The 21,998-nt window shown below is 56.3% G+C and carries 25 protein-coding genes; 12 read left to right on the forward strand and 13 right to left on the reverse strand.

Going from position 1 to position 21,998, the window contains the following annotated elements; all coding sequences use genetic code 11:
* Nucleotides 1-4 precede the first annotated feature (4 nt).
* The gene (locus ACLM45_RS09935) at nucleotides 5-1,225 is read right to left on the reverse strand and encodes an extracellular solute-binding protein (protein WP_415409090.1); all 1,221 of its coding nucleotides are present in this window, start codon (nucleotides 1,223-1,225) and stop codon (nucleotides 5-7) included.
* Nucleotides 1,226-1,429: 204 nt separating this feature from the next.
* On the opposite strand from ACLM45_RS09935, the gene ACLM45_RS09940 reads away from it, so the two are divergent.
* Genes ACLM45_RS09940 through ACLM45_RS09950 form a run of 3 tightly spaced genes read left to right on the forward strand, consistent with a single transcriptional unit; the run spans nucleotide 1,430 to nucleotide 3,995 of the window.
* Nucleotides 1,430-2,410: an ABC transporter ATP-binding protein gene (locus ACLM45_RS09940; protein ID WP_415409091.1), complete on the forward strand. Its 981-nt coding sequence runs from the start codon at nucleotides 1,430-1,432 to the stop codon at nucleotides 2,408-2,410.
* Nucleotides 2,410-3,207 (forward strand): ABC transporter permease, encoded by a 798-nt coding sequence (locus tag ACLM45_RS09945; protein ID WP_415409092.1) that lies wholly within the window; start codon nucleotides 2,410-2,412, stop codon nucleotides 3,205-3,207. The genes ACLM45_RS09940 and ACLM45_RS09945 overlap by 1 nt, the downstream gene beginning before the upstream one ends.
* On the forward strand, nucleotides 3,207-3,995 hold the full coding sequence (locus ACLM45_RS09950; RefSeq protein ID WP_415409094.1) for an ABC transporter permease: 789 nt from the start codon (nucleotides 3,207-3,209) through the stop codon (nucleotides 3,993-3,995). Before ACLM45_RS09945 ends, ACLM45_RS09950 begins: the two co-directional genes overlap by 1 nt.
* A gap of 15 nt (nucleotides 3,996-4,010) precedes the next feature.
* Here the strand turns inward: ACLM45_RS09950 and ACLM45_RS09955 are convergent, their stop codons facing one another.
* From ACLM45_RS09955 to ACLM45_RS09965, 3 genes are all read right to left on the reverse strand, one after another.
* Nucleotides 4,011-5,033 carry a mechanosensitive ion channel family protein gene (locus tag ACLM45_RS09955; protein ID WP_006042817.1) on the reverse strand — a complete coding sequence of 341 codons (1,023 nt, stop codon included), beginning with the start codon at nucleotides 5,031-5,033 and terminating at the stop codon, nucleotides 4,011-4,013.
* A gap of 102 nt (nucleotides 5,034-5,135) precedes the next feature.
* Nucleotides 5,136-6,488: a mechanosensitive ion channel family protein gene (locus ACLM45_RS09960; RefSeq protein WP_415409095.1), complete on the reverse strand. Its 1,353-nt coding sequence runs from the start codon at nucleotides 6,486-6,488 to the stop codon at nucleotides 5,136-5,138.
* The gene (locus ACLM45_RS09965) at nucleotides 6,485-7,753 is read right to left on the reverse strand and encodes an extracellular solute-binding protein (RefSeq protein WP_415409097.1); all 1,269 of its coding nucleotides are present in this window, start codon (nucleotides 7,751-7,753) and stop codon (nucleotides 6,485-6,487) included. Before ACLM45_RS09965 ends, ACLM45_RS09960 begins: the two co-directional genes overlap by 4 nt.
* Nucleotides 7,754-7,895: 142 nt before the next feature.
* Here ACLM45_RS09965 and ACLM45_RS09970 point away from each other — a divergent pair, with 142 nt between their 5' ends.
* The gene (locus tag ACLM45_RS09970) at nucleotides 7,896-8,531 is read left to right on the forward strand and encodes a TVP38/TMEM64 family protein (protein WP_415411411.1); all 636 of its coding nucleotides are present in this window, start codon (nucleotides 7,896-7,898) and stop codon (nucleotides 8,529-8,531) included.
* On the opposite strand, the gene ACLM45_RS09975 is transcribed toward ACLM45_RS09970, so the two are convergent.
* Genes ACLM45_RS09975 through ACLM45_RS09990 form a run of 4 tightly spaced genes read right to left on the reverse strand, consistent with a single transcriptional unit; the run spans nucleotide 8,513 to nucleotide 12,376 of the window.
* Nucleotides 8,513-8,701, reverse strand: a complete 189-nt coding sequence (locus ACLM45_RS09975; protein WP_006042821.1) for a hypothetical protein — start codon at nucleotides 8,699-8,701, stop codon at nucleotides 8,513-8,515. The genes ACLM45_RS09970 and ACLM45_RS09975 overlap by 19 nt on opposite strands.
* On the reverse strand, nucleotides 8,698-9,813 hold the full coding sequence (locus tag ACLM45_RS09980; RefSeq protein ID WP_415409098.1) for a DUF389 domain-containing protein: 1,116 nt from the start codon (nucleotides 9,811-9,813) through the stop codon (nucleotides 8,698-8,700). The genes ACLM45_RS09975 and ACLM45_RS09980 overlap by 4 nt, the downstream gene beginning before the upstream one ends.
* Nucleotides 9,814-9,831: 18 nt before the next feature.
* Nucleotides 9,832-11,910, reverse strand: coding sequence for an NAD-dependent DNA ligase LigA (gene ligA / locus ACLM45_RS09985; protein ID WP_415411412.1), 2,079 nt, complete (start codon nucleotides 11,908-11,910; stop codon nucleotides 9,832-9,834).
* Nucleotides 11,911-11,944: 34 nt separating this feature from the next.
* Nucleotides 11,945-12,376, reverse strand: a complete 432-nt coding sequence (locus tag ACLM45_RS09990) for a hypothetical protein (protein ID WP_038005324.1) — start codon at nucleotides 12,374-12,376, stop codon at nucleotides 11,945-11,947.
* A 91-nt stretch (nucleotides 12,377-12,467) separates the two neighbouring features.
* Here ACLM45_RS09990 and ACLM45_RS09995 point away from each other — a divergent pair, with 91 nt between their 5' ends.
* From ACLM45_RS09995 to ACLM45_RS10005, 3 genes are all read left to right on the forward strand, one after another.
* Entirely contained in the window at nucleotides 12,468-13,016 is a 549-nt protein-coding gene (locus tag ACLM45_RS09995) for a SprT family zinc-dependent metalloprotease (protein ID WP_006042825.1), read from the forward strand.
* Between the two features lie 110 nt (nucleotides 13,017-13,126).
* On the forward strand, nucleotides 13,127-13,645 hold the full coding sequence (locus tag ACLM45_RS10000; RefSeq protein ID WP_415409100.1) for an RNA helicase: 519 nt from the start codon (nucleotides 13,127-13,129) through the stop codon (nucleotides 13,643-13,645).
* A 42-nt stretch (nucleotides 13,646-13,687) separates the two neighbouring features.
* Nucleotides 13,688-14,209, forward strand: a complete 522-nt coding sequence (locus ACLM45_RS10005) for a DUF1269 domain-containing protein (protein ID WP_006042828.1) — start codon at nucleotides 13,688-13,690, stop codon at nucleotides 14,207-14,209.
* Here the strand turns inward: ACLM45_RS10005 and ACLM45_RS10010 are convergent.
* From ACLM45_RS10010 to ACLM45_RS10030, 5 genes are all read right to left on the reverse strand, one after another.
* Nucleotides 14,196-14,624, reverse strand: coding sequence for a hypothetical protein (locus tag ACLM45_RS10010; RefSeq protein ID WP_415409102.1), 429 nt, complete (start codon nucleotides 14,622-14,624; stop codon nucleotides 14,196-14,198). The two genes, ACLM45_RS10005 and ACLM45_RS10010, sit on opposite strands and share 14 nt — an antisense overlap.
* An 87-nt stretch (nucleotides 14,625-14,711) precedes the next feature.
* Nucleotides 14,712-15,272, reverse strand: coding sequence for a chorismate lyase (locus tag ACLM45_RS10015; protein ID WP_415409103.1), 561 nt, complete (start codon nucleotides 15,270-15,272; stop codon nucleotides 14,712-14,714).
* A gap of 32 nt (nucleotides 15,273-15,304) precedes the next feature.
* Nucleotides 15,305-15,988, reverse strand: coding sequence for a hypothetical protein (locus tag ACLM45_RS10020; RefSeq protein ID WP_415409105.1), 684 nt, complete (start codon nucleotides 15,986-15,988; stop codon nucleotides 15,305-15,307).
* A gap of 24 nt (nucleotides 15,989-16,012) precedes the next feature.
* Nucleotides 16,013-17,992 carry a tRNA uridine-5-carboxymethylaminomethyl(34) synthesis enzyme MnmG gene (gene mnmG, locus ACLM45_RS10025; protein ID WP_415409106.1) on the reverse strand — a complete coding sequence of 660 codons (1,980 nt, stop codon included), beginning with the start codon at nucleotides 17,990-17,992 and terminating at the stop codon, nucleotides 16,013-16,015.
* Nucleotides 17,993-18,240: 248 nt separating this feature from the next.
* Nucleotides 18,241-18,489 (reverse strand): hypothetical protein, encoded by a 249-nt coding sequence (locus ACLM45_RS10030; protein WP_415409108.1) that lies wholly within the window; start codon nucleotides 18,487-18,489, stop codon nucleotides 18,241-18,243.
* Nucleotides 18,490-18,665: 176 nt separating this feature from the next.
* On the opposite strand from ACLM45_RS10030, the gene ACLM45_RS10035 reads away from it, so the two are divergent.
* The 5 genes from ACLM45_RS10035 (at nucleotide 18,666) to ACLM45_RS10055 (ending at nucleotide 21,992) form a co-directional block, all read left to right on the forward strand.
* Nucleotides 18,666-19,148: a hypothetical protein gene (locus tag ACLM45_RS10035; protein ID WP_415409110.1), complete on the forward strand. Its 483-nt coding sequence runs from the start codon at nucleotides 18,666-18,668 to the stop codon at nucleotides 19,146-19,148.
* Nucleotides 19,149-19,368: 220 nt separating this feature from the next.
* Entirely contained in the window at nucleotides 19,369-19,962 is a 594-nt protein-coding gene (locus tag ACLM45_RS10040; protein ID WP_415409111.1) for a hypothetical protein, read from the forward strand.
* A gap of 71 nt (nucleotides 19,963-20,033) precedes the next feature.
* Nucleotides 20,034-20,447 (forward strand): hypothetical protein, encoded by a 414-nt coding sequence (locus ACLM45_RS10045; protein WP_415409112.1) that lies wholly within the window; start codon nucleotides 20,034-20,036, stop codon nucleotides 20,445-20,447.
* Nucleotides 20,399-20,857, forward strand: a complete 459-nt coding sequence (locus ACLM45_RS10050) for a hypothetical protein (protein WP_415409114.1) — start codon at nucleotides 20,399-20,401, stop codon at nucleotides 20,855-20,857. Before ACLM45_RS10045 ends, ACLM45_RS10050 begins: the two co-directional genes overlap by 49 nt.
* Before the next feature lie 163 nt (nucleotides 20,858-21,020).
* A complete protein-coding gene (locus ACLM45_RS10055) occupies nucleotides 21,021-21,992 on the forward strand; it encodes a helix-turn-helix domain-containing protein (protein WP_415409115.1) in 972 nt (323 codons plus the stop codon).
* Nucleotides 21,993-21,998 lie beyond the last annotated feature (6 nt).

Consider the following 21,998-nt stretch of genomic DNA (forward strand, 5'->3'; position numbering starts at 1 on the left):
GTGATCAGTTTGTTTGTGGTGTGGTGAGGATTTTCAAGGCTTCATCGACGTCGACAGAGCCATCAATAAGATCTGCAATTGTTTTGCTTTGATCTCCATATCGTTCTCCGTAGCTTTGTATTCCAGGTTCCTCTTTAGAGTAAGACTGCCATTGCTTGTTATAGGATGTATTGATGGCGGATTGAATTTTTGAGATTTCAGGTGGAATGGATACGTTTTGATTGGCTGCTAGGAGTCCTAAATCGTCGAGCTGAATCTTTCTCTGTGCGATGACGTTCACATTGGATGTGATGAATTTCAATGCCATAGTCCGTTGGGATTGGCTGGAATCTTTCCCTAGTGAGAAGCCGTAAAATCCTTGAGTTGGATATGCTTTTGAGCTGCTGCCGTTCGGGAGTGCGGCGACTCCGAGCTTGTTCCCCATCGTCTTTTTGAGATCTTCCAGTGCGGCGCCGCCCCAGCATGTAATCCAGTCGAGTTGATTGTTTTTCAGCTTGAGACTCAATTCTCTGAAGCTCTCATGGAATGAGATGTTCTTGTAGAGGGCGGCCCGTTGTAGCCATTCAAGCCACGCCTGGATGCCTGGGTATGCTTGATTTGATGTAATTCCTCTTCCAAGTGAGCTGAATTCTGAGATCGCTCCCTGCGTGCCCGCTGTCCAGAAAAGCTCAAAAGGCTTGGTTACCAGTCCGAATCTTTTCCCGCTGGCGCTGAGTTCTTCTAGCTCTTGAATCGTGCTTGGAGGGTCTTTTATTTTTGTTTTGTTGAAGCATGCGATTTGTGTGTTGATTAGCCATGGTGCAAACAAATACCCAGCTTTTGTTTTGGCTACTGATTGGATGGGCTGGTTATAAATGGCATCAAAATCTTGCTGACTAGGGAGTGTCATGATGAGGTCGCGAGCGAGCAATTCAGGCGCTGAAAATTGATTTGTAATGACCAGGTCGGGCCCAAGGTTGAGGCTGCTGTCTCTGGCGACCTGGTCGTAAAAATTCTTTGACTTGTAGTTAATGAAAACAACGTTCACGTCTGGATTGGAGCGTTGAAATGCTTCGGTGTATTTATTCAGGAGCGATCGTATTTGGGTTGTTTCGGCTCTGAAATCTTCTTCGTCAATCGCGTAAGTAATAAAGAGTGTCCTTGGCGCCTTCAGGCTTGCGCAACTGCTCAGCAGGATTGCTAGTGATCCTGCTAAGAGTCTGTTGAAGGTTTTCAGGCAGCGCACGGTAGGAGCCGCAGGGTTCATATTGCTTGTGAATTTAACTTGGTTTTATTGGGCTGCCGATCCGTTCTGTACTGTCTGGCAGTCCAACTGTTTGTGTTTTCCGAGAAGAGATCAGCAATAGAACATCGTGAAGCCACCCTTGCTCAAGCGGCTTGTCAAAATTGATTTAGTTACAGTTTTCGCAGCAACCCGGCAACGCGAGGCATGGCGCTCATCAGCGTTTCGGAGCTGTCCAAGATCTACCAGGTTGCTGAGAAGCAGCCAGGGCTAGCTGGCACCCTTCGCCATTTCGTCCGCCGCCGCACCCGGGACGTGACGGCGGTGCAGAACGTGTCGTTTGCGATTGAGGCTGGCGAGATGGTGGGTTTTCTCGGCGCTAACGGCGCCGGCAAAACCACCACCTTGAAGATGCTCTGCGGCTTGATCCACCCCAGCGCCGGGGACTTGCAGGTGGCGGGCCACCGGCCCCAGCGCCGTCAGGCAGAGTTTCTTCGCCGGATCACCCTGGTGATGGGCCAGAAGCAGCAACTGCTATGGGATCTGCCGCCGATGGATTCGCTGCGGGTGAATGCGGCCGTCTACGGCATCCCCGATGCTGTGGCTCGGCGACGGATCAGCGAACTGGCTGATCTGCTGGAGCTGGGGGAGGAGCTCACCCGGCCGGTGCGCAAGCTCTCCCTGGGTCAGCGGATGAAAGCTGAGCTGCTGGCAGCGCTGCTGCACGAGCCGGAGGTGCTGTTCCTCGATGAGCCCACGCTGGGTCTGGATGTGAATGCCCAGGCCCGGGTGCGCCAGTTCCTCGCTGAGTACAACCGCCGTACGGGGGCAACGGTGCTGCTCACCAGCCATTACATGGCTGACATCACAGCCCTGTGCCCGCGGGTGTTGCTGATCCATCAGGGACGTTTGTTTCACGATGGGCCGCTGGACTCCCTGGCTGAGCAATTGGCGCCGGAGCGGGAGGTGCGACTGGAGTTGGAATCCCCTGTTGCCCCTTCGGTGTTCGCGGGTCTGGGGCGCTTGGAGCGGATCGAAGGCTGTGATGTGCGGCTGCTGGTTTCAAGGGATCAGCTCACCGCCGTGGTGGCCCAGCTGCTTGAGCGCTTCGAGGTGCGCGACTTGGATGTGACCGATCCGCCGATTGAGGAACTGATCGGTGGGCTGTTCCGGCAGGGGCGCGTCTGATGCGGATCTTCGGGCTGAACCGGCGGATCATCCGCGTGCTGCTGGGCACCCAGTACGCCCACATGCTCGAGTACCGCGCCGAGATCGCTCTCTGGGCGCTCTCCGGTGTGTTGCCGTTCATCATGCTCAGCGTCTGGAGCGGCAGTGATGCGCGCTCGGGGCTGGGTCTTGATGGGGTGGCCCTGGATCGCTATTTCCTCAGTGCCTTTCTGGTGCGCCAGTTTTCGGTGGTGTGGGTGGTGTACGACTTCGAGGAAGACGCCCTGATGGGTCGGCTCTCCCCTTACCTGCTGCAACCGCTGCACCCGCTCTGGCGCTACGTGGCGGCGCATCTCGGTGAGCAGCTCACGCGTCTGCCCTTCGCGGCTCTGATTGCGGCGGTGTTCTTCGTAGTGCAGTCCCAGGCGTTCTGGTTGCCGTCGGTGGGCGGGTTCCTGCTGGCCTGGCTCGCCACCTGGATGGCCTTTGCCATCGCCTTTTTGTTTCAGAGCCTGATTGCGGCTTTGTGCTTCTGGAGTGAAAAGGCCAGTGCCCTGGAGCGGCTCCAGTTCATTCCCTTTCTGTTTCTTTCGGGCTTGTTGGCGCCGCTCACGGCCTTCCCGCCGGCGGTTCGCGCCTGGGCCCAATGGACCCCGTTCCCCTATCTGATCGATTTCCCGGCTCGGGTGCTGGCGGGCCAGCCGGTGGATCTGCTGGCGGGTTTTGGTGCGCAACTGGCCTGGATCGCTTTGTTGTTGCCGCTGGTGCTGCTGCTCTGGCGGGCCGGAGTGCGGCGCTACAGCGCCATGGGGGCCTGATGGGGCGCTATTGGAGAACCCTGCGTCGCTTTTGGAGCACCGCTCTTGCGGTGCAGCTGGAGTATCAGGCCAATGTGTTGATCGAGCTGCTGGCGGTGGCGATGAGCCTTAGCGGCAGCTTGTTTCTGCTTTCGCTCTTTTATGGACCGCAGCAGACTCTGGGGGACTGGAGCTGGGCCCAGGCTCTGATGGTGCAGGGGCTCTATACCGTGTTCGACGGCATGGCTACCACCTGGCTGCGCCCCAATCTCGGCGCGATTGTCACCCATGTGCGTGAGGGCACCCTGGACTTTGTGCTGCTCAAGCCGATCGACAGTCAGTTTTGGCTGTCGCTGCGCACGCTGTCTCCGGCAGGGCTGCCGGAGATCGGTCTGGGGCTTGGGCTTTTGGCCTGGGGCAGCCATCAGGCCGGTGTGGTGCTCACGCTTTCCTCCTTTTTCTCCGTGCTGGTGATGCTGCTGGCCGGTGGCTTCATTCTTTATTCACTGTGGTTTCTGATCGCTGCCACCAGCATCTGGTTCGTCAAAACCTGGAATGCCACGGAGGTGTTACGAGCTCTTCTGGCCTCTGGCCGCTACCCCCTCAATGCCTATCCGCCGGTCCTGCGCCTGCTCTTCACATTGGTGCTGCCGGTGGCCTTTCTCACCACGGTTCCCGCCCAGGTGTTGCTTGGACAAGCCGCTGCACCGATGCTGATGGCGGGTTGTGGTTTGGCTGTGCTGTTCTTTGCGGCGGCGCGAGCCTTCTGGTTGTTTGCCCTGCGCTCTTACACCTCAGCGTCGAGTTGACATTCCCGGGCGTGTTCAAGATGCATCTTGCGGAATCAATGCAGTCCATTGCTTTGGAGTGCTGGACGACGCTGGGTAGAGAGTCATGCAATTGAAGGCAAAATCGGCCCCACTCCGCCTCACAATTCCTGCTATGTCGAGGAATATGGATTGCTGAATTTCAAGCCATTCGGCCCAGACCGTTGTCTTGGTGAAGCAATACACCATCATGTTGATGGATGATGCATCCCACTGATTGAAATTCACAAGGATGATTTGTTCCTGATCGATCTGAGGATGATGCTGGAGATGTTTTTTGACCTCATGAGTGATTCCTGCGACTTTGTTGATATCTTCATAGCGCAGACTGATATTGGCAAGAATGCGCCTGTTGTACATCTGGCCTGGGTTTTCAATCGGTTTTGTCGCAAAAATCGAGTTAGGGATGTGCAGTGGCCTGCGATCGAATGTGCGGATTCTTGTGTAGTACCAGCCGATTGATTCCACGGTTCCCTGCAGGTTGTCAGTGTTAATCCAATCGCCTTCTTTAAAGGGTCGATTGAAGAACAGCATGAAGCCTGAAAGAAAATTCTGGCTGATCTGTTGCGTGGCAAAGGTGAAGCCGATTCCTGCACCACCCAGCAGGGTTGCAATGGCCGCAGAGGGAATACCGAAGTTCACCATTAATACGGCTGTTGTGATCAGCAGCGCGACAATGGTGTAGAGACGACCCAGCAGGTTGACAAGCATGGCTTCGTCTTGTTCGTTGTCCATCTGCAACCAGCGGCGCATGGACGCCGATTCCAGAATTGTGTTTCCCACATTCAGCACTGCCCAGCTGATCGTGACAATCACCAAGGACGCTGCAAGACGGTTCAGGAGTTGCTGTTCCATCACATCAACACGCTGGTTGATGTGATGGGTGATCCAGGTTCCATAGAGTGTGAGCCCTAGGCCAATCAGCACTGGCCTCCTCAAGCTACGGCTGATATTGCTCCCGAGGTTGCGACCATGGCGGCTGAGAAGTTGCAGACACAGCCACGCACCCACCAGCACCAAGGACCCCACCACAAGGCCGGTGTTGGTGTGTAGAAATTCAACGCGGTTGACCGCAGTTGTTGTGAATTCCCGAATGGGTCTAGAGCGACAGGGGTTGAGATTTTAGCTGTTGTTTTCTTGCTTTGGACTCGTCCTGTTTTCTTCTGTGGGTGCATTGGTGCTGAGGCTTTGTTGAAGACTTGGTGGCCACTGCATGGGGTAAACCTGGCGTTGGGGGAAGGGAATCGTGATCTCTTCTTTCTCGAAGCGTTTCCAGATCTCCCTGCGTAGATCGCTGCCGACGGCGAAGGCATCCAGAGGGTTGGCCACCCAGAAGAGCACTTTGTAGTTGATCGATGAATCGGCGAATGCCGTTACGAAAGCCGACGCTGGTGGGTATTGCTTCACTTTGGGATGGTCTTCTGCAATCGCGAGCAGCAGCTCAATCACCCGATCGGGGTCGTGGTTGTAGGCAGCGCCGACTTCAACGCTGTCGCGACGTGCCGTTTCAGCAGCTGTGTAGGACGCTGCTTCTTGTGTGAAGAAGGTCTGATTCGGGATCAGCAGTTCGGCGCCGTCACGGCCACGCTTCAGCTGTGTTGCCCTAAGGCCGAGCTTGCGCACGGTGCAGGGATCTCCATTGATCATCAAGATTTCGCCTGGGCGCACGGAACCTTCAAATAACAGCCAGATGCTGCTAATGAAATTGGAGATGATTTCTTTGGTTCCAAAGCCGATGCCCACTGATAAACCACCGGCGATGGCGATGAATGCATTGCCATTGATGCCGATGTAGTACGCCACGCTCATAATGCCGATGGCGATCACGCTGTAGCGGAACAGCAATTCCATGCCACGCCGGTTCTGCTGACGCACCCCGAAGATCGTGCCACTGGCCCAGGCCATCAGTGCTGCAGGCCGCGATGCAATCGTCACGATCAGATAAATCGCCACGATCGCCGTATAGACCTTGCCCAAGGTGATCTCGACTTCAAAGAGGTTGGCGATTCCGATCCGCGCCAGATTTTCACGGCTGCCGAGCAGGCTGAGCATTGAAACAGTGGCCGTGATCACATAGACAGGTTTGAAAAATGTGCTTTCAATCTCTTCGATTGGGAACCTCGGATTGACCTGCTTAACGAGTGATTTAAAAGGTGTGAACAGATTCCAGCCCAGCCATAGCAGTCCGAAATAACGCAACAGCCCGAAGGGTGCTTGGCATACAGCAAAGACAGCCGCAAGGATCAGGATTAGTGCAGGGCCAAGCAGAACACGGATCGATTCTGGAAACAGTGCTTGCAACCGGTAACGCTTGGGATCGAGTTGGATGCTGCGCGTGCGTGCAATCACCACGACAACGGCCAGTACTAGCAACTGGGACAGAACCGACCAGCGCTGCAGAAAGGCCAGCCAGCTCAGCATTTCGATGAGAATGTCGCTGGGGGACACCGAGAGAATGAGAGAGGTGATGGTCATGACGACGGTCCCAGTTTGGTGTTCAGTGTTGCGGCAGCTTGGCTTGGAGTTTCTGTGCCAAAAATCACATCATTCAGTGTGAATTGCATCACTCGTTCGAGTTTTGGGTTTTGATTTAGCACTGCCCTGATTTCATCACCAATGCGAATATCATCCTGGTCTGTGCTGAGGTAAAGGTCTTCGAATCCAGGGATTTCGCGATTGATGATTTGTGCCGCTGCTGGGTTGACCGGGTAAGAGGTGCGGTACCGCAGGGCCCATGTTTTCTGTGCCCAGGGCAGAACAATGAATTGCATCAGTTCCAAGCTTTTCTGCCGCTGTTGACGGCTGGAATTCCGTCCGAGGCCCCACACTTGCAGCCGGCTTACCGGTGTGGCTTTCCCGGCAGGTCCTGCCGGTAACAGCCCAATGCCGAGATTGTCCTTTAAGGCTTCCCGCAGTTGGGGCAGCTGGGAGCTCCAGCAGCTGATCCAGTGGAGTCTTCCATCGATCAGTTGTTTCCGGAGGGTGGCCTGATCGTTCATGAACAGAACGTTCTGCTGAAAGCTTGCTGCCCGTAGCCAGGTGAGCCATTGCACCAGCTGGTTCACATCCTGCGTTGTCGGTGTTTCTCCACGCAGGGCGCTGATCAACGCGTTTCCAGCGCCATAGCTGCCCACACTCCAATAGAGATTCTCGAAGTTCTGTGTGAGGCCGAAAATCCTTCCTTCACTGCTTTGTTGGGCCAGTTCGCGCAGAGTTTTGGGTGGACTTTTGAGTTTGCGTTTGTCGTAGCAGGCCAGTTGGATGTATTGGGACACCGGCAATCCAGTGATTGCCCCGTCGCTCGTGCTCACGCGCGTGAGTAGCTCCGCTGGAATGGACTGGCGTTGTTCAGGTGTGACCGGGACGGAATCCAGAATGCGTGCTGTGAACAGAGCCTGGATGGTCTGGGCATCGCTGATCACCAGATCAGGCCCCAGTCCACTGTTGGTCTGGCGTTGCAGTTCCGATTGGACACTGGATGCCGAGTAAAGGGAGGGCTGGATCCTTATCCCAGGGATGACAGCCCGCAAGCTGGTCTGAAAATTGCGCAAAACATCGCGGTCTCGTGAGCTTTCTTCGCTGGTGACCACCTCCTGGGAGGGCAAGGTGCGCACGACTCGGATCAGGGTGGGACGGGCTTCGTCCGTGCTGCTGCATGCGCTGAGCAGGCCAATCGCTCCTGCCAAGCCAAGGAGCTTGAACCTAAGGATCAATAAACGTTGCCCAAGCTCTCGTTTCATCGGTCTTCTATTGCGTCCGCAGGGTGTCGCTATCGGTTGTAACCGAGCTCCATAGTGACTCCAGCGATCCCGTGATGCCAAATCGTTGGCACTTGCGCTCAACGCCATGCCCATGGAACGGTTGTTGGGCTTGGGAGAGGGAATGGTGAGCGATCTGCTGAGTACGGAGGCCGTTTTGCAGTGGCTGCAGACACCGTTAGGAGCTCTGGTGTTCATCCCCCTGTATGCGGTTTGGGTCACCGTGCTGTTGCCTGGTCTCTGGGCTTCGATGCTGGCGGGAGCGCTGTACGGCACCTGGTGGGGCAGCCTGATCGTGTTCGCTGGAGCCACGCTCGGGGCGGAAGCCGCTTTCTTGCTGGGGCGTTATCGATTGCGTGGCTGGGCACAAGCTCGCCTCAAGCGCTTTCCAAAACTGCTTGCAATCGAAAAGGCGGTGAGCCGTGAAGGCTTCCGGCTGGTGCTGCTCACCCGGCTGTCTCCGGCCTTTCCTTTCTCTCTGCTGAACCTCGCCTATGGGCTTAGCGACGTCAGTCTGAGGGACTACAACCTTGGCCTGATCGGCATCATCCCTGGCACGATCTTGTTTTGCGCGCTTGGTGCGCTGGCTGGAAGCGCTGCTCGTTTCGGGGAGGTGTTGGCGGGGGAGACGACTCCTCAGGCCTGGGTGTTGCGGGTTGTCGGTGTGCTGGCCACCGTTGCCGTTGTGTGGCTGGTGGCTCGCGCTGCTCGCAAGGCCTTGCAGGAGGGATCAGAGCTTGATCAGGAGCCGGCGGGTTGATCGGGATCCGGGAGGCGCCAGTCGCGGACTGCGGCGATCAGCACAAACCAGATCAACCGGCCTCTGGCCCGCAATCCCTTTCGTGCACTCAGGTCGGCATATTTGGCGCGACCGCAGTCGGTTTTGATCCAACGAAACACCGAGGGCCTCTGATAGTCCTGTTGGGTCATGAGGATGGCTCCGAGGCTTCTTTGTATTTAAAGATCTGATTGGGAATCACGCTGATGGTGGTCCTGATGTCATCCAGGCCTAGATCAGTCCGGGCACGTTTGGAAATGCGGTCATTCAGCTCTTGTGCCACTCCATCGGTGACCAGTCCTTTCGGTGCACTGAGCACCAGATCAACCGTGGCTTTGTTATCCACAACACGGACGTTGCTGTAAAGCACGCGCACCCTCTGCCAGAGATAGGGATTTTTCCGGGTGAGTTCAAACTGACGCACCCGCCCGGCTTTGAAACTGGCGAACTGGCCATCCAGTTGTTGCTTGTTGCTGAAGTCGCGCAGGGATGAGGACAGGGGGATCGCGAGCAAACCCAGAAGACCGAGCCACACCAGAAGATTGCGCCAGCTCTGGGCCACCGATCCGTAGTGCTGGATCAAGAAAATGAACAGGCTGGCCACGGTGATCCCGATCAGGTTGGCCAGGAACAACAGGAGCGACCCCTCGGCGATCTGATTGGTGATCCCCGCCACTGTTCCCCGTCCGAACACTGCCACCACTTCCTGGCCCAGGCTCAAGCCGATGCCGCAGACGCAGAGGGGAGGCACGAGGGCCACAGCGATGGCGACACCGGCGATCGAGTTCGACAACCCCGCTCTCGTCATGCTGAAGGATCCGGCAACGGCCGCGGCGATGGCGATGCCGAGATCGATCAGGTTCGGGGCTGTCCGGGAGATCATCTCCCGATTGACTTCGCTCACATCGAGCAGCATCGACAGGAATGCCGCTGTGCCCACCACCGTGAGTACACCAAGGAAAATGGTGAGCAGGGAACGTTTCGCCAGGGTGTTGTTGCTGATGGCCAGAGCAAAGGCCAGGCTCAGAATCGGGTCCATCAACGGGGCCACGATCATGGCGCCGATCACCACGGCGGTGCTGTTGGAAATCAGCCCGAGAGTGGCAATGACCGCTGAACACAGCAGCAGCAGAAAGAAGCCCAGGGACGGTTTTGAGGAGGCAATGCGTGCTTTGTAGAGCTCTTTGCGTGGGACGCGCTGCTCGAGGTTGATCTGCCATTCCCCTGTGAGTGCTTCGACCGCGACAGAGATCAGATTTGGCATCGGTTTTGTTTTCTCAGTTCAAAGCGGATGAATGGAGTCGGCGCTGTCTTGGATCAAGAGCATCAGTGCTGCTTCATCGAGCACGCTGACACCGAGTGATTTCGCTTTTTCCAGTTTGCTGCCCGCTTCGTCACCAGCCACCACGAAACTGGTTTTCTTGCTCACAGAACCGCTCACTTTGCCCCCTGCGGCTTCGATCAAGGCCTGCGCCTGGGATCGGGAGAGCGAGGGCAGGGTGCCAGTGAGCACAAAGGTCTGACCGCTGAGCTGTCCGCTGCCGTTGCTGCGATCCGCCAGTGCTTGGCGTTCCTGGTCCGAGGCGGCCAGCGTGAGACCGACATCGCGCAGTTGCTGAAGCAGATCCTGGTTTGCCGATGTGCTGAACCACTGCTGCAGACTCTGGGCGATCTCCGGGCCGATGCCGTGCAAATCGGTGATCGCCTCCGGCTGGAGAACGGCTGCGTCAGCGAGGCTGTCCGCATCAGGAAAAGCGGAGGCCAGGGCCTTGGCATTCACCTCACCAACGTGATGGATCCCCAGGCCGTAGAGCTGGCGTGACCAGGGCTGAGAGCGGGATTGCTCGAGAGCAGCCACCAGATTGCTGGCACTTTTCTCACCCATGCGCTCCAGGCTTGTGAGTAGGGCGGTGTCAAGGCGGTAAAGGTCGGCGATCGAGCGCACAAGGCCCCGCTCCACAAGCTGTTCAATCAGCTTGCTGCCGAGGCCGTCCACATCCAGCGCACCCTTGCTCACCCAGTGGCGCAGGGCGCCGCTCAGGATGGCGGGACAACTGCTGTTCACACAGCGTGTGGCAGCTTCACCGCTTTCGCGCACGAGATCCGAGCCGCAGGACGGGCAGTGACGCGGCAGTTCCAGGGGCAGGGCACCCTCCAAACGCAGTTCGGGGAGTACTCGCAGCACTTCAGGGATGATCTCCCCTGCCTTGCGCACGATGATGGTGTCGCCGCTATGCAGGTCAAGCTCCTGCAGTCGATCGGCATTGTGCAGGGTGGCGCGACTGACGCTGGTGCCCGCCAAGGAAACCGGCTCGAATTCGGCAACGGGTGTGACCACGCCAGTGCGACCCACCTGGCAGGTGAGTTTGAGCAGGCGGCTGGGAGCCTCTTCTGCCGGGTACTTGAGAGCGATGGCCCAGCGAGGCGCTTTCTGGGTGAAGCCAGCGGCGTCCTGCAGGCGCAGGTCGTTGAGTTTCACCACAACACCGTCGGTGGCGTAGTTGAGATCGTGGCGGCGGCTGTCCCAGTCGCTGAAAAACTGCTCAACGGCCTCCAGGTTTGGGAGCAGGGCGGCGTTGGGGTTCACGCGGAAACCTGCATCCTCCAACCAGCGCAGGCTCTCCCACTGGCTGGCGGGGCGTTGTCCCGACCACTCCTCGGGGAGGTGAAGGGTGTAAGCGAAGAAGTCGAGGCGTCTTGCGGCCACCACCTTCGGGTCCAGCTGACGCAGGGTGCCGGCGCAGGCATTGCGGGGATTGGCGAAAAGGGGCTCGTCGCGAGCAGCCCGCTCCCCGTTAATGGCGGCAAAGGTGCTGTCGGGGATCAGAGCTTCCCCGCGTACATCCACCCAGGCGGGTGGATGATCGAGATGCAGGCGCAGGGGAATGGAGGCGATCGTGCGCACATTGGCTGTGATCTCTTCTCCTTGATCGCCATCACCACGGGTCGCGGCGCGCACCAAAACGCCGTTCTCATAGCTCAGTGCTAGAGCATTGCCGTCGATCTTCAGTTCTCCCACCATCGCCAGAGCCGGCAGGGGAGAATCCGATGGGGGCTCGCGGTCGAGCACCTTGATCAGCCGGGTGTACCAGCCCCGCAGCTCGTCAGCACTGAAGGCATTGTCGAGGCTGAACAGAGGGACGCGGTGGGTGACACTGCGAAAGCCTTCGGCTGGAGAGCCACCCACCCGTTGGGTGGGGCTGTCGGCCTCAACCAGCTCTGGATGCGCTGCTTCGAGGTCAAGCAGTTCTCGGTAAAGCCTGTCGTAAACAGCATCCTCGAGGTCGGGAGCATCAAGCACGTAATAAGCGTGCGCGGCTCTGTTGAGCAGCTGCCTCAGTTCGGCGGCGCGCTCCTGCAAACCCTGCGGGATTGAAGTGGACACGGAGGGGCAGTCAGCTCTTGACGTTGGCGTTGACGGTGGCGATGCGGTCGATCTTCCAGTTGTCGTCCACCTTGGTGAAGGTGAAATCGAGCGGCATCTCCTCTTTGTCTTCGGCGATCAGTTTCACCGTGAGAATCATGTTGCCTTCCTGAAGCCGGGGACGGCCTGATTTGAGGTTGCGGAAGCGATTGAGTTTCAGTCCGGCCAGATAGCGGATGAACTGCTGGCGGTTCACATGCTGGCGGTAGGTCTTAGTGGTGAGGAGGTAGGCCGCATCCACCCGTCCAGCGGCCACCTGGGTGAAAAACTGCTTGATCAGGGGATTGATGCCGCGGGCGCTGAGCACCAGCTTCACGGCGGTGATCGTCCAGTAGAGGAGCAGGGCGCCACCACCGGCGAGCAGTGCCTTGCTTCCGATTTCCCGCACCAGACCCAGATCCATCAGCCCATGCCATTTGGACCGTGAGTCTGACTGACGATCCGCTGGATGGAGGCAGACTGGGCCGACCTCCCGCGTCCGGCGACTGCCGACCATGCCGCTCGAGCCGTTGTTGCCGTTGTTTCATCGGCTGAACCGTGAACACTTCGAGGGCTCGCTCACCCAGGGGCATCAGCCCCTGGTTGCCGTTCGCTGGAGCGATGGCCGGCTTCGCCGCACCGCCGGTCTTTATCGGCGTGGTGTTTCCGTGGCACCCCCCCTCGGCAGGGAGATCGTGTTGTCGAGGCCCCTGTTGGGGCAGCTGCCGCGCGAAGCCACGGAGAGCACCCTTTGCCACGAGATGATTCATGCCTGGGTGGATCTCGTGCTGAAGAGCAACGAAAGCCATGGCCCCAACTTTTTGGCGCGCATGCAGGCCATCAATGCGGATCAAGATCGCTTTGAGGTAAGCGTTCGACATCGTTTTCCGGTTCCGCAGCAACCACCGCGCTGGATTGCTGTTTGCCCGCGCTGCGGACGGCGGACGCCCTACCGGCGGCGCGTGAAACAGGCCGCTTGCCGCCAATGCTGCAATCAGCATCATGGTGGTCGTTGGCATCCCAGTTGTCTGCTTGGCTACGTGCCGGCCCAAGAGGAGAGCTGACGTTCATGGATCTGTTTCTCTGGGTTTTGGAAATGGGCGGTGTGTCCATCGCTTTGATCGGCTTGCAACGGGAACGTTGGTTGGAGCACCGGCGTCGGTAACGTTTAAAGATGGATGCACGTCGACAACGCCGCCAGCGTGGTGCTGAGCCATTGGATTCGAAGTTTGATCAATGGATTGAAACGGGTCGGCAACTGGTGGATGGAGTCTCCGGTGCCCGTCCGGGTCGACGTGGTTTTGGGCGGCCGCAGTCCGGATCGCGCTTCGATGCCGTGGGCCGCTGGGTGGGTGATCGGATGGATTGGCTTCTGGATGAAGAGGACGACTGGAGTGAGCGGCCACCTGCCCCTGAGCCATCAGCTGTGGCGAGGCCTCGTCCCTCAGGGAAGCGACCATTGGATGCGATGTCGCGGCGGCAACCGCTGTTGAAGTCTCCTGCCGAGATGAGTCCTCCGCCGTTTGAAGAGCCCGCTCAGGAGGATTGGCCCGACGATGATGACTTTCGTGTGGAACGCTGGAGTCGCTCGGACGGTGCACCTTTACCCCCATCTCCACCCTCCGCTCCAGCTTCCCGGGCCTCGGGGCGACGCTCCCTTCCCCGCTCCAGTCGTCGGCGCGACGGACCCTGACGTCCGATAGCCCCTAGGCTCCGCCCAACTGAATCAACCGACATGAGCAACCTGGTGGTTGTGGGCTTCCCGAAGGTCACTGAGGCTGAGGAAGTTAGGCGTGAGCTGGTCACCATCCAGCAGGAGCATCTGATCACCCTGGAGGATGCGGTCGTGCTTGAACACGGTGACGATGGTCATGTGCATTTGCGCCAAGCCATCAACATGACCGCTGCCGGTGCCATGGGCGGCACCTTCTGGGGTCTGCTCATTGGTCTGATCTTCGCCAATCCCCTGTTGGGTGCGGCCGTTGGGGCTGGCGCCGGTGCCGCTTCCGGTGCTCTCAACGACATCGGAATCAACGACAAGTTTCTGGAGGAACTGGCGGAGACGTTGCCCCAGGGCAGTGCAGCTCTGGCTCTATTGGTGCGAGATTCCACGCCGGATCGGGTGATCGAGCGCCTGCGCCGCCATGCACCCCATGCCCGGTTGATTCACACCAACCTCAGTCACACCGATGAAGAGGCCCTCAAGGAGCAGCTGGAAACAGCTCGCAAGCAGGCTGAGGCTCTCAGGCTTGCGTGACTTGCCGATGCACCCGATATGGGCAACCGCGCCGGTTCAGCTGCTGGTTCACCGCGTCAACGAGGTCAGGCGGCAGCTCCTCTGCCATCTGATCGGCGCTGGTGGTGATTGACGGTGATCCATCAGCCATGGCTTCAAGAAGATCCGTCCATTGGTTCACGTGCTGCGCACGGCTGACCGGGTGATGTCCGTGACGCTCCAGAACTGCCGCACAGAGATCGGCATTCCAGAGGGCTGAGCGGCCTTTGCTGTGAGGAGCACGTTGCTCGGCGGCACCAATCTCGAGTGCTGCAGGGGTTGGACATCCATGGCGGTCTCGCCATCCTTCCTGCTCGAGCATGCGTCCGCAGTGACTTGCTGAGATTCCGAACCTGCGGCCGAGATCGTTGAGGTTCAACCAGGTGGAAGTGGCCATGGAATCGATACCGATAGGTGCATGATTGCCCGTGCATGACATGCGGCAAGTTGTCAAGTTCAAATCCGCACTAAACGCTTGGTTTCTTCATGACGTTGTTTGAAGCGGTCGACGTGGAGCTTCCCCAAGCCAGCGTTCGAGGGCTGGGTTGAACACTTCGCGGATCACGGTCAGTTCCCGCCCCTGTCGGAAGAAGCGGTAATGGCGGCTCCAGAACGGTCCTTGTTCACCAAAGCCCTGTTCCAGCCAGGGAGCTGTCACTAGAGCCAGGCCATCCACTTCTCGGAATAGTTCCGAGCGTCCCTGGGTGAGGCTGAGCCAGATCGGCAGGTTGCGGTCCTGAAGATGCTGCTCCGCTTCCGTCTGGTTCCACCAGCTTTCCGCCCAGGCAAGGGTGGCGCCCCCGCACTCCAGCCAAACCTGGCGTCGCAGCAGGGGATGGCTGAGTTCACGCACTTCTTGTGGCGCGCCGTTCAGTGCTTGATCAGCCTCCATGGCAATGACGCGCACGGCGACTGGATGGCTTGTCAGCAAGCGCAGGTGCCTCGTTGGACTGCCATCACCGAGCAGCATCAATCGCCAGGGGCCAGGAAGCCAGCCGGGTTCTTCTCCCGCCAAAACAGCCGACGTGGGTGCTTCCCAGAGCACAGCTGGCGAGGGGGTCAGGGTTTCGGAGGGGCTCAGAATGCGCCTCCCACTGAGAGTGATCGGAGGGAACCGCCACGTTCGATCACCGCACCGTTGGCCGTCACGCTGCGCAGGGACCAGCCACTGTTACCGATGCTCTCTCCTGGTGCTGCCGATAGAGACTGGTCACCGAGTTGAAAAATGGCGGATCCCTGGCCCCCGCCGCTGTGGACCACACCCACGAGGAGGGGCTCCGGTGTGGCTGGCACCAGTGCTGCTGCCTCAGGTGGGGATTGGGATCGAATAGGAATGGTCACCGGCTCCAGTTGCTGAATGGTTGACGGGGCTTGAATCGGCTCCTGGGCTTCCTGAACCGCGGTGGTTGGATCTGCGGGCTTGGTTTCCAGCGCGCGCTGGCGCAGCTTTTCAATCAGCGCCAGGTTGCGTTCCTTTTGCAGTGCCTGTTGGGCGTTCCACCACTGGAGACCCAGGGTGAGGGTGCCCAGCACTCCCATCAGGGTCAGCACCAGCAGGCTGATTGGGACGCGCGAACTTGGCTGTGTGTCCTTGGACTTGGGCGTTATCGGCGTGGCGCCAGCTGACGGTGGCGCATTCACTTCACTCATCTGCACCTGAACAGCGTCGAGCGTGCGTTCCCCGCCGCTGAACACCCGATCCATCACCTGCTCAGCACGCAGGTTCCAGTAGGCCCGGGATGTGGAAAGGCGTGGCGACACCGCAGGTCTTTAGCTCCCGTAACGCTATCGAGCCTGGCCGGTGGGGGCGAGGTCTGGAGCGTTCGACGGATTACGCCGCTGTTGAAGCTCCAGCCACATCAACAGAGCGGTGAGGTCGGCCTGGCTCACGCCAGGGATCTGGCTGGCTTGCCCCAGGGTGATCGGGCGAACGGCCGTGAGTTTTTCACGCGCTTCCCGCGACAAGGTGCTGATCTTGGCGTAGTCGATGCTTGCGGGAAGCTTGCGCCGGCTCTGGCGTTTCACCTGATCGATCTGCTGCTGTTGGCGCTGCAAATAACCGCTGTATTTGATGTCGATTTCCGCGCCTTCTCGAACCGGCAGGGGGAGGTCGGCATCGGCAAGGCCGTGGTGCACCAGATCGTCCGCATGCATTCCGGGTCGACGCAGTAGGTCGGCCAGAGTGATGGAGCCCTTGATCGAAGCGCCAGTTTGCGCTTCCACTGCTGGGGCCACTGGATCGCTCACTTTCAGTCGTTGAGTTTCCAGCCGCTGCTTTTCGCTTTCCAGGGCGGTGAGCTTCTGTTCAAACATCTGCCAGCGCCGGTCATCGATCAGGCCGAGCTCACGGCCCAGGGGCGTCAGCCGGCGGTCGGCGTTGTCACCCCGCAACACCAGGCGGTATTCGCTGCGGCTGGTAAGCACCCTGTAGGGCTCGCGCAGATCCTTGCTCACTAGATCGTCGATCATCGTGCCGATATAGCTGCCTTCCCTGGGAAAGTGCACGGCGCTCTGTCCGCGGATGCGTCGCGCGGCATTGAGGCCGGCCACCAGCCCCTGGGCCGCGGCTTCCTCATAGCCCGTGGTGCCGTTGAGCTGTCCGGCGCTGAACAGCCCCTCCACCCGTTTGGTTTCCAATGATGGAAAGAGCTGGGTCGCGGGCAGGTAGTCGTAATCCACGGAATAGGCCGGGCGCAGCATCACGGCTTGTTCCAATCCCGGCAGGCTGCGCAGCAGCTGCAGCTGAATCGGTTCTGGCAGCCCCGTGGAGAACCCCTGCACGTAAATCTCTGGGGTGTCGCGTCCTTCTGGTTCCAGAAAGATCTGGTGGCTGTCTTTGTCCGCGAAGCGAACGATCTTGTCTTCGATCGAGGGGCAGTAGCGGGGCCCTTTGCTGTCGATCACGCCGCCGTAGATCGCAGTGAGGTGGAGGTTGTCTTTGATCAGTTGATGGGTGGCGGTTGTGGTGCGAGTGATGTGGCAGCTCATCTGCTCCCCACTGACCCAGGCGGCCGGATCAAAGGAAAAGAAGCGATCAGCAGCGTCGCTGGGTTGCTCTTCGAGTTGATCGAGGGCAATGCTGCGCCGATCCACCCGCGCCGGTGTGCCGGTTTTGAGCCGATCGGTGTGGAAGCCCAGTTGCTGGAGTGCTTCGGTGAGGCCTTCAGCGGCCTGTTCACCGGCCCGTCCTGCGGCCATGGATTGATGCCCCACCCAGATGCGGCCCCCGAGGAAGGTGCCGGCGGTGAGCACCACGGCTTTGGCCCCGTAAAGGCTGCCGAAATAGGTGTGTACACCGGTGATGCGGGCGGCTGGTCCTTGGCTGGGATCCCAGCTCTCACCGCCGCCGTTGGGATCGCCTTCGATCTCCAGCCCTGTCACCATGGCTTCGCGCAGGGCCAGGTTGGGGGTGTGCTGCAGCAGCTGCAGCATCTGGCGGGAGTACTGGCGCTTGTCGGTCTGCGCTCGCAGGGCCCAGACGGCGGGGCCGCGGCTGGCATTGAGGATGCGTTTCTGAATCGCCGTGGCATCGGCGAGTCGGCCGATCACTCCGCCCAGGGCATCCACCTCGTGAACCAGTTGGCTTTTGGCTGGGCCGCCAACGGCGGGGTTGCAGGGCTGCCAGGCGATCCGATCAAGGTTGAGCGTGAACAGTGCGGTATTCAGACCAAGCCGAGCTGAGGTGATGGCGGCTTCACAGCCGGCATGGCCACCGCCAACCACGATCACGTCGAAGGATTCGGTGGGGGCGGCGGAGAAGCTCATGTCCCCATTATCAATCGCTGTCCCTGAGGCAAGGGTTGAGTGGGTCGCTGCTCAATGCGACTGGAGCAGTGGTCAGATTTCGGTCGTGGGTGTAAGCACTCTGAAGAGTGTTGCCTGGCTGATGGCGAACAGATTCGCTCGTCTCTGAGGAAGCACTTGCTCCATCGGCAGATTTTGGTCAAAGCCCATCCTGATCAGCTCATTGCTGTTGGATCAAGTGGGCCAGTTGGTTTGGAAACGCTTGGCCCTCAATACACAAGGCAGGTGATCTGTCGGTCGGCATTCCTGCTGTTCCAGCTGAAGTGTTGCAGTGAGGTGGGCGCATCAGCCGTGCGATCAGAGCCTTGATGCTGTTGTTGCTGGTGGCAGGTGGCTGGTACACGTCCAACAAATCGGACGCTGGTTGCGCGGATCCGTGCTGATCCTGCTTGGCCAACGACCATCGCGGCAATCAACAAAGCCAAGTGCCACAGGATGGGGCTTCTTGATGTGCCCATTTGTTCAGGCTAATGAGCCTAAATTTTAAATGAGCCCATTTGTTCAAGGTGAAAGGCCAAAAATATTGCATCGAAACTGAAACTTGTTCGACTTGATTGTTCAATCAATGCTTGATTGAGCAACAGGCGCTCTCATCAAGCTCTCAGTTGGTCAAGATTGGTCAAGTTCTAAATTCATGATGAATTTCAAGCGCATTTCACTTGCTGCATTGCAGGCCGTTGGTTTTGGCTTAATGCCAGCTTCTGCATTGGCTCAGATCACTGACACCACAACTTTCACAGGTCAAGTTCCTGGAACTTGCACCTATACCTCTGGTACGAGCCAAACAATTGAAATGAGCTACAGTGCCGAAAACAATGGGACATTTACTGGGCAGACTCAGAATCTGACTATTTCTTGTAATTTTGCAACGAGTGTCACTCTTGGCGCGGTAAATGCTGATCTTTCAAATCCTACTGAAACCAATAACACCGCAAGTTTGTTTGTTGGGGGCAGTGGTGATGCACTCGTGACCAGTGGTGTTTCCGCTTCTGCGGAAACATCTCTCGGTAATTCGCCCGGTGTTGCCACCAATGTTCAAATTGGTCTCGAAGTGCAAGGCGCATCCACAGTGGGTGATTACTCCTATACAGTTGTTTTGACGACTTTAAGCTCATAATAGTCAAAGTTTAAGCCTTAAGACTTTTCGGGAGTTTTTGGAAAACTAAAAGCTCCCTTCAACATTTCAGCATTGACTAACAGTTGGATTTTATTTCTTTTTAGATGTTGTTTTCACGAATCAATTTTTCATCTCTTGCAGACTGTGTTGTTTTATTTTGAGCTGGCTTTGTGGTTGAAGTTCAACCCTCTGGCTGCTCCGCTTGATTAATCTGAGAGTGATGAAATTAAAGCGGCAAACGGATGTTTTGAATCCTGACGAAAGAGTAGATTTCTGCTTCTTCAGGGACAAGCAAAAGTTGATTGGTCTTGTGTTGCTGGCGATGGCGTATGCATTTGATTTAACTTGCTCGAGGGTTAATGCGGCCATCGAAGATGTCACATCCTTTACTGCAACAGTTCCCTTTGCGTGCTCATTTTCAGGAGGAAGTGATGTTGTAGAAATGGCTTATACAAAAAATGATAATGGTTCAAGCGGGTTGTTGTTAGGTACAAGTGAAGCGCTATCAATTACATCGAACCAGCTACCTCGATTAAGTGTAACTTTAAATACTGTGTTGGCCCCTCGAAATATTGGGTTCAGAGGTGTCTTTATTCGGTCAATCCAGCAGAACAGGCAAATTCAGTCAAAGACAACCGGTTCAGTTAGTAATGCTCCGATATCGACAACAATATCGGCTTCAAAATTTTCACAGTTCGGGTTTGCCACTGATAGTTCTTATGATATTAATCTGACTGTTTCAGCCCTTTTAAGCAACAGTTTTCCGTTTGAAGAGTATCAGTTTGATGTTCTTCTTACATGCTTGGCACCATGAAAATATCGCATGCTTATGAACTGATTCGAGGTGATCCACTGAGAGATATGGAGTTGTCTTGCTGATTATTTATGTTTTCTCTAATTCTCCTCGCTGCCGCTTTAGGCCTCAATCCAAACAACAAGGTTATTTCACCTGGTCTTGGTTCTCGTGTCGTTGTGCGCACACAAGCGTTTTTGGCCGGTTCAGAACCGGGACAATATCGAGTTGAAGCATTTCTCAATGCTGATGGCAATGTTCCTGGAGAGCAAATTAAAAATGTTCGTGTTACCCCTCCTAAATTATTTTTGAGAGATAACAAAGCGCGTCGTGTTCTTCTCAGTATCCCCACTGCATCTCTTACTCCAGGTCCATTATGGATTTGTATTACCGAAACCCCCACCGAAAAAGGCGCAAAACCCTCCTCTGGAGCGCAATTAACTCTTTTAACACGATCTTGCTATCAGCGTATTCTGCAACTGCGCAAACCAACTTTCCTGCGCTGAACAGATTAGAGAGCCTCCCACTCAGAGATCTTACAGGTTTAGCCTTCCCCAATGCTGTTGGATCAAGTTTTACGGTCGATCTCCCTGATGGAACACGCTGTTCAAGTGAAGATGGAACGCCAACCACATTGAACTTTTATAGTGGTATTTCGCAACGAAAAGACAAGATCAATCAGTCTTCTTCTGCTATTCAGATCTTGAATGGCAATGGCGGTGGGTTCGCTCTGGGCGCAGTACTATCAATTCCGTTATCCACTAAGAATAAGAGAAATTGCGATAAAGCCTACGCGCTTTCAGTCTTAAATAAAAAACTTGAATTAGCTAAATTACTTTATGAGGAGGGTCTGTTGAGTGATCAAGATCTTTCTGAGTTTCTTGGCCAAGTAAAAAAAGTAATTTTGGCGGAATAGAAGCTGTCTCGTCTAGGTGATAGGTTTGCCATTGCGGGTTTAACAACCGAGACAAGAAATCAGCGATTTTGTTCATACTGAACATTCAGGGCTTTAGTCTTGAACATATGGGCTCATGAGCTGGATCAAAGTATTGTAGATTTTTAAAAAAGGCATTCTCTTAATGCCCGTTCTGCGGCTGCCACTAAAAAGTACGGCTGATTTGTCGGCTATTTTTAATCGTCAGCTTCGTAATACCTCTGTTCTTTCCCTTGAGCCGGGGATTATTCAAGGATTTGTTGATGTGCTTCCTCTTGCCAATTTAAGATTATTTCGAATAAATCTCAATAGGTCTATCGCTATTCATGCTGATCGTAATGCGGGCAAAAAAATATTTTCCCTCGATCTTTCGCCGTCTTCCGCCTCTGATTGTATCCGAGCTCAAGGTGTTTCTTTGACACGCTCTGCATTGTTTGGATTTAATAATAATCTCAAGGATATGGATCTTGTTCTGCCTGTATGCAGTGATATGTGCGCAATTGCAGTGTCGGACAACTTTTTTTTCAGCCAGTTGCAACGTTTTGATTGTTTGCAAGTGCTTGACACTCTTGAGAGATTTAATGTCCTGGCCAATTCTTCTGTGTCTCGCGATTTGATGACTGCTTTGAATCAATGCTGGGCTATGCCGTGCCTCGTGAACGACGACGTTCTTGAGAGTGAAATTGTTGTTGCTTTAATTCAGTGTTTGATGGATGCAAATGAGCGAAAAGTTGCTAAGCCCGTTTCTCGTAAAGATCGGCATAATGCTGCACTACGTGTTTTGTCGATTGCATTCGCTGATCCAAAAAGGCCTTTTGAGGTACAGGATTTGTCCAATTTGCTGCATCAATCGAGGACATCGATCTTCAGTGGTTGCAAAGAGAAGTTTGGTATGTCTCCTGTTCAAGTGGTTCGCTCAGTGCGATTGCATCAAGTGCGTCATGCGCTGCTTGATCTTGAATTCAGTGTTGAAAAGAATTTAAATGGTGTTGTTGATACGGCTGAGTATTTTGGCTTTGTGGGTCGCTCTCATTTTGCTAAATATTATAAAAGTGAATTCATGGAAACTCCACGGCAAACTTTAAATCATCGCCGCAAGGCTGAGCAGATTTTTTAGATTGTA

This window comes from Synechococcus sp. A10-1-5-9, from assembly GCF_047716785.1.
Taxonomy (GTDB): Bacteria; Cyanobacteriota; Cyanobacteriia; order PCC-6307; family Cyanobiaceae; genus Synechococcus_C.

Coding starts and splice junctions, on each gene's coding strand:
- ACLM45_RS10045 (WP_415409112.1), top strand. CDS start 20,034: ATGTTTTCTCTAATTCTCCTCGCTGCCGCTTTAGGCCTCAATCCAAAC.
- ACLM45_RS09950 (WP_415409094.1), top strand. CDS start 3,207: ATGGGGCGCTATTGGAGAACCCTGCGTCGCTTTTGGAGCACCGCTCTT.
- ACLM45_RS09970 (WP_415411411.1), top strand. CDS start 7,896: ATGGTGAGCGATCTGCTGAGTACGGAGGCCGTTTTGCAGTGGCTGCAG.
- ACLM45_RS09960 (WP_415409095.1), bottom strand. CDS start 6,488: ATGACCATCACCTCTCTCATTCTCTCGGTGTCCCCCAGCGACATTCTC.
- ACLM45_RS09940 (WP_415409091.1), top strand. CDS start 1,430: ATGGCGCTCATCAGCGTTTCGGAGCTGTCCAAGATCTACCAGGTTGCT.
- ACLM45_RS09965 (WP_415409097.1), bottom strand. CDS start 7,753: ATGAAACGAGAGCTTGGGCAACGTTTATTGATCCTTAGGTTCAAGCTC.
- ACLM45_RS10035 (WP_415409110.1), top strand. CDS start 18,666: ATGATGAATTTCAAGCGCATTTCACTTGCTGCATTGCAGGCCGTTGGT.
- ACLM45_RS09975 (WP_006042821.1), bottom strand. CDS start 8,701: ATGACCCAACAGGACTATCAGAGGCCCTCGGTGTTTCGTTGGATCAAA.
- ACLM45_RS10010 (WP_415409102.1), bottom strand. CDS start 14,624: ATGGCCACTTCCACCTGGTTGAACCTCAACGATCTCGGCCGCAGGTTC.
- ACLM45_RS10040 (WP_415409111.1), top strand. CDS start 19,369: ATGAAATTAAAGCGGCAAACGGATGTTTTGAATCCTGACGAAAGAGTA.
- ACLM45_RS10000 (WP_415409100.1), top strand. CDS start 13,127: ATGGATGCACGTCGACAACGCCGCCAGCGTGGTGCTGAGCCATTGGAT.
- ACLM45_RS09995 (WP_006042825.1), top strand. CDS start 12,468: ATGCCGCTCGAGCCGTTGTTGCCGTTGTTTCATCGGCTGAACCGTGAA.
- ACLM45_RS10030 (WP_415409108.1), bottom strand. CDS start 18,489: ATGGGCACATCAAGAAGCCCCATCCTGTGGCACTTGGCTTTGTTGATT.
- mnmG (WP_415409106.1), bottom strand. CDS start 17,992: ATGAGCTTCTCCGCCGCCCCCACCGAATCCTTCGACGTGATCGTGGTT.
- ACLM45_RS09945 (WP_415409092.1), top strand. CDS start 2,410: ATGCGGATCTTCGGGCTGAACCGGCGGATCATCCGCGTGCTGCTGGGC.
- ACLM45_RS10055 (WP_415409115.1), top strand. CDS start 21,021: ATGCCCGTTCTGCGGCTGCCACTAAAAAGTACGGCTGATTTGTCGGCT.
- ACLM45_RS10005 (WP_006042828.1), top strand. CDS start 13,688: ATGAGCAACCTGGTGGTTGTGGGCTTCCCGAAGGTCACTGAGGCTGAG.
- ACLM45_RS09980 (WP_415409098.1), bottom strand. CDS start 9,813: ATGCCAAATCTGATCTCTGTCGCGGTCGAAGCACTCACAGGGGAATGG.
- ACLM45_RS09990 (WP_038005324.1), bottom strand. CDS start 12,376: ATGGATCTGGGTCTGGTGCGGGAAATCGGAAGCAAGGCACTGCTCGCC.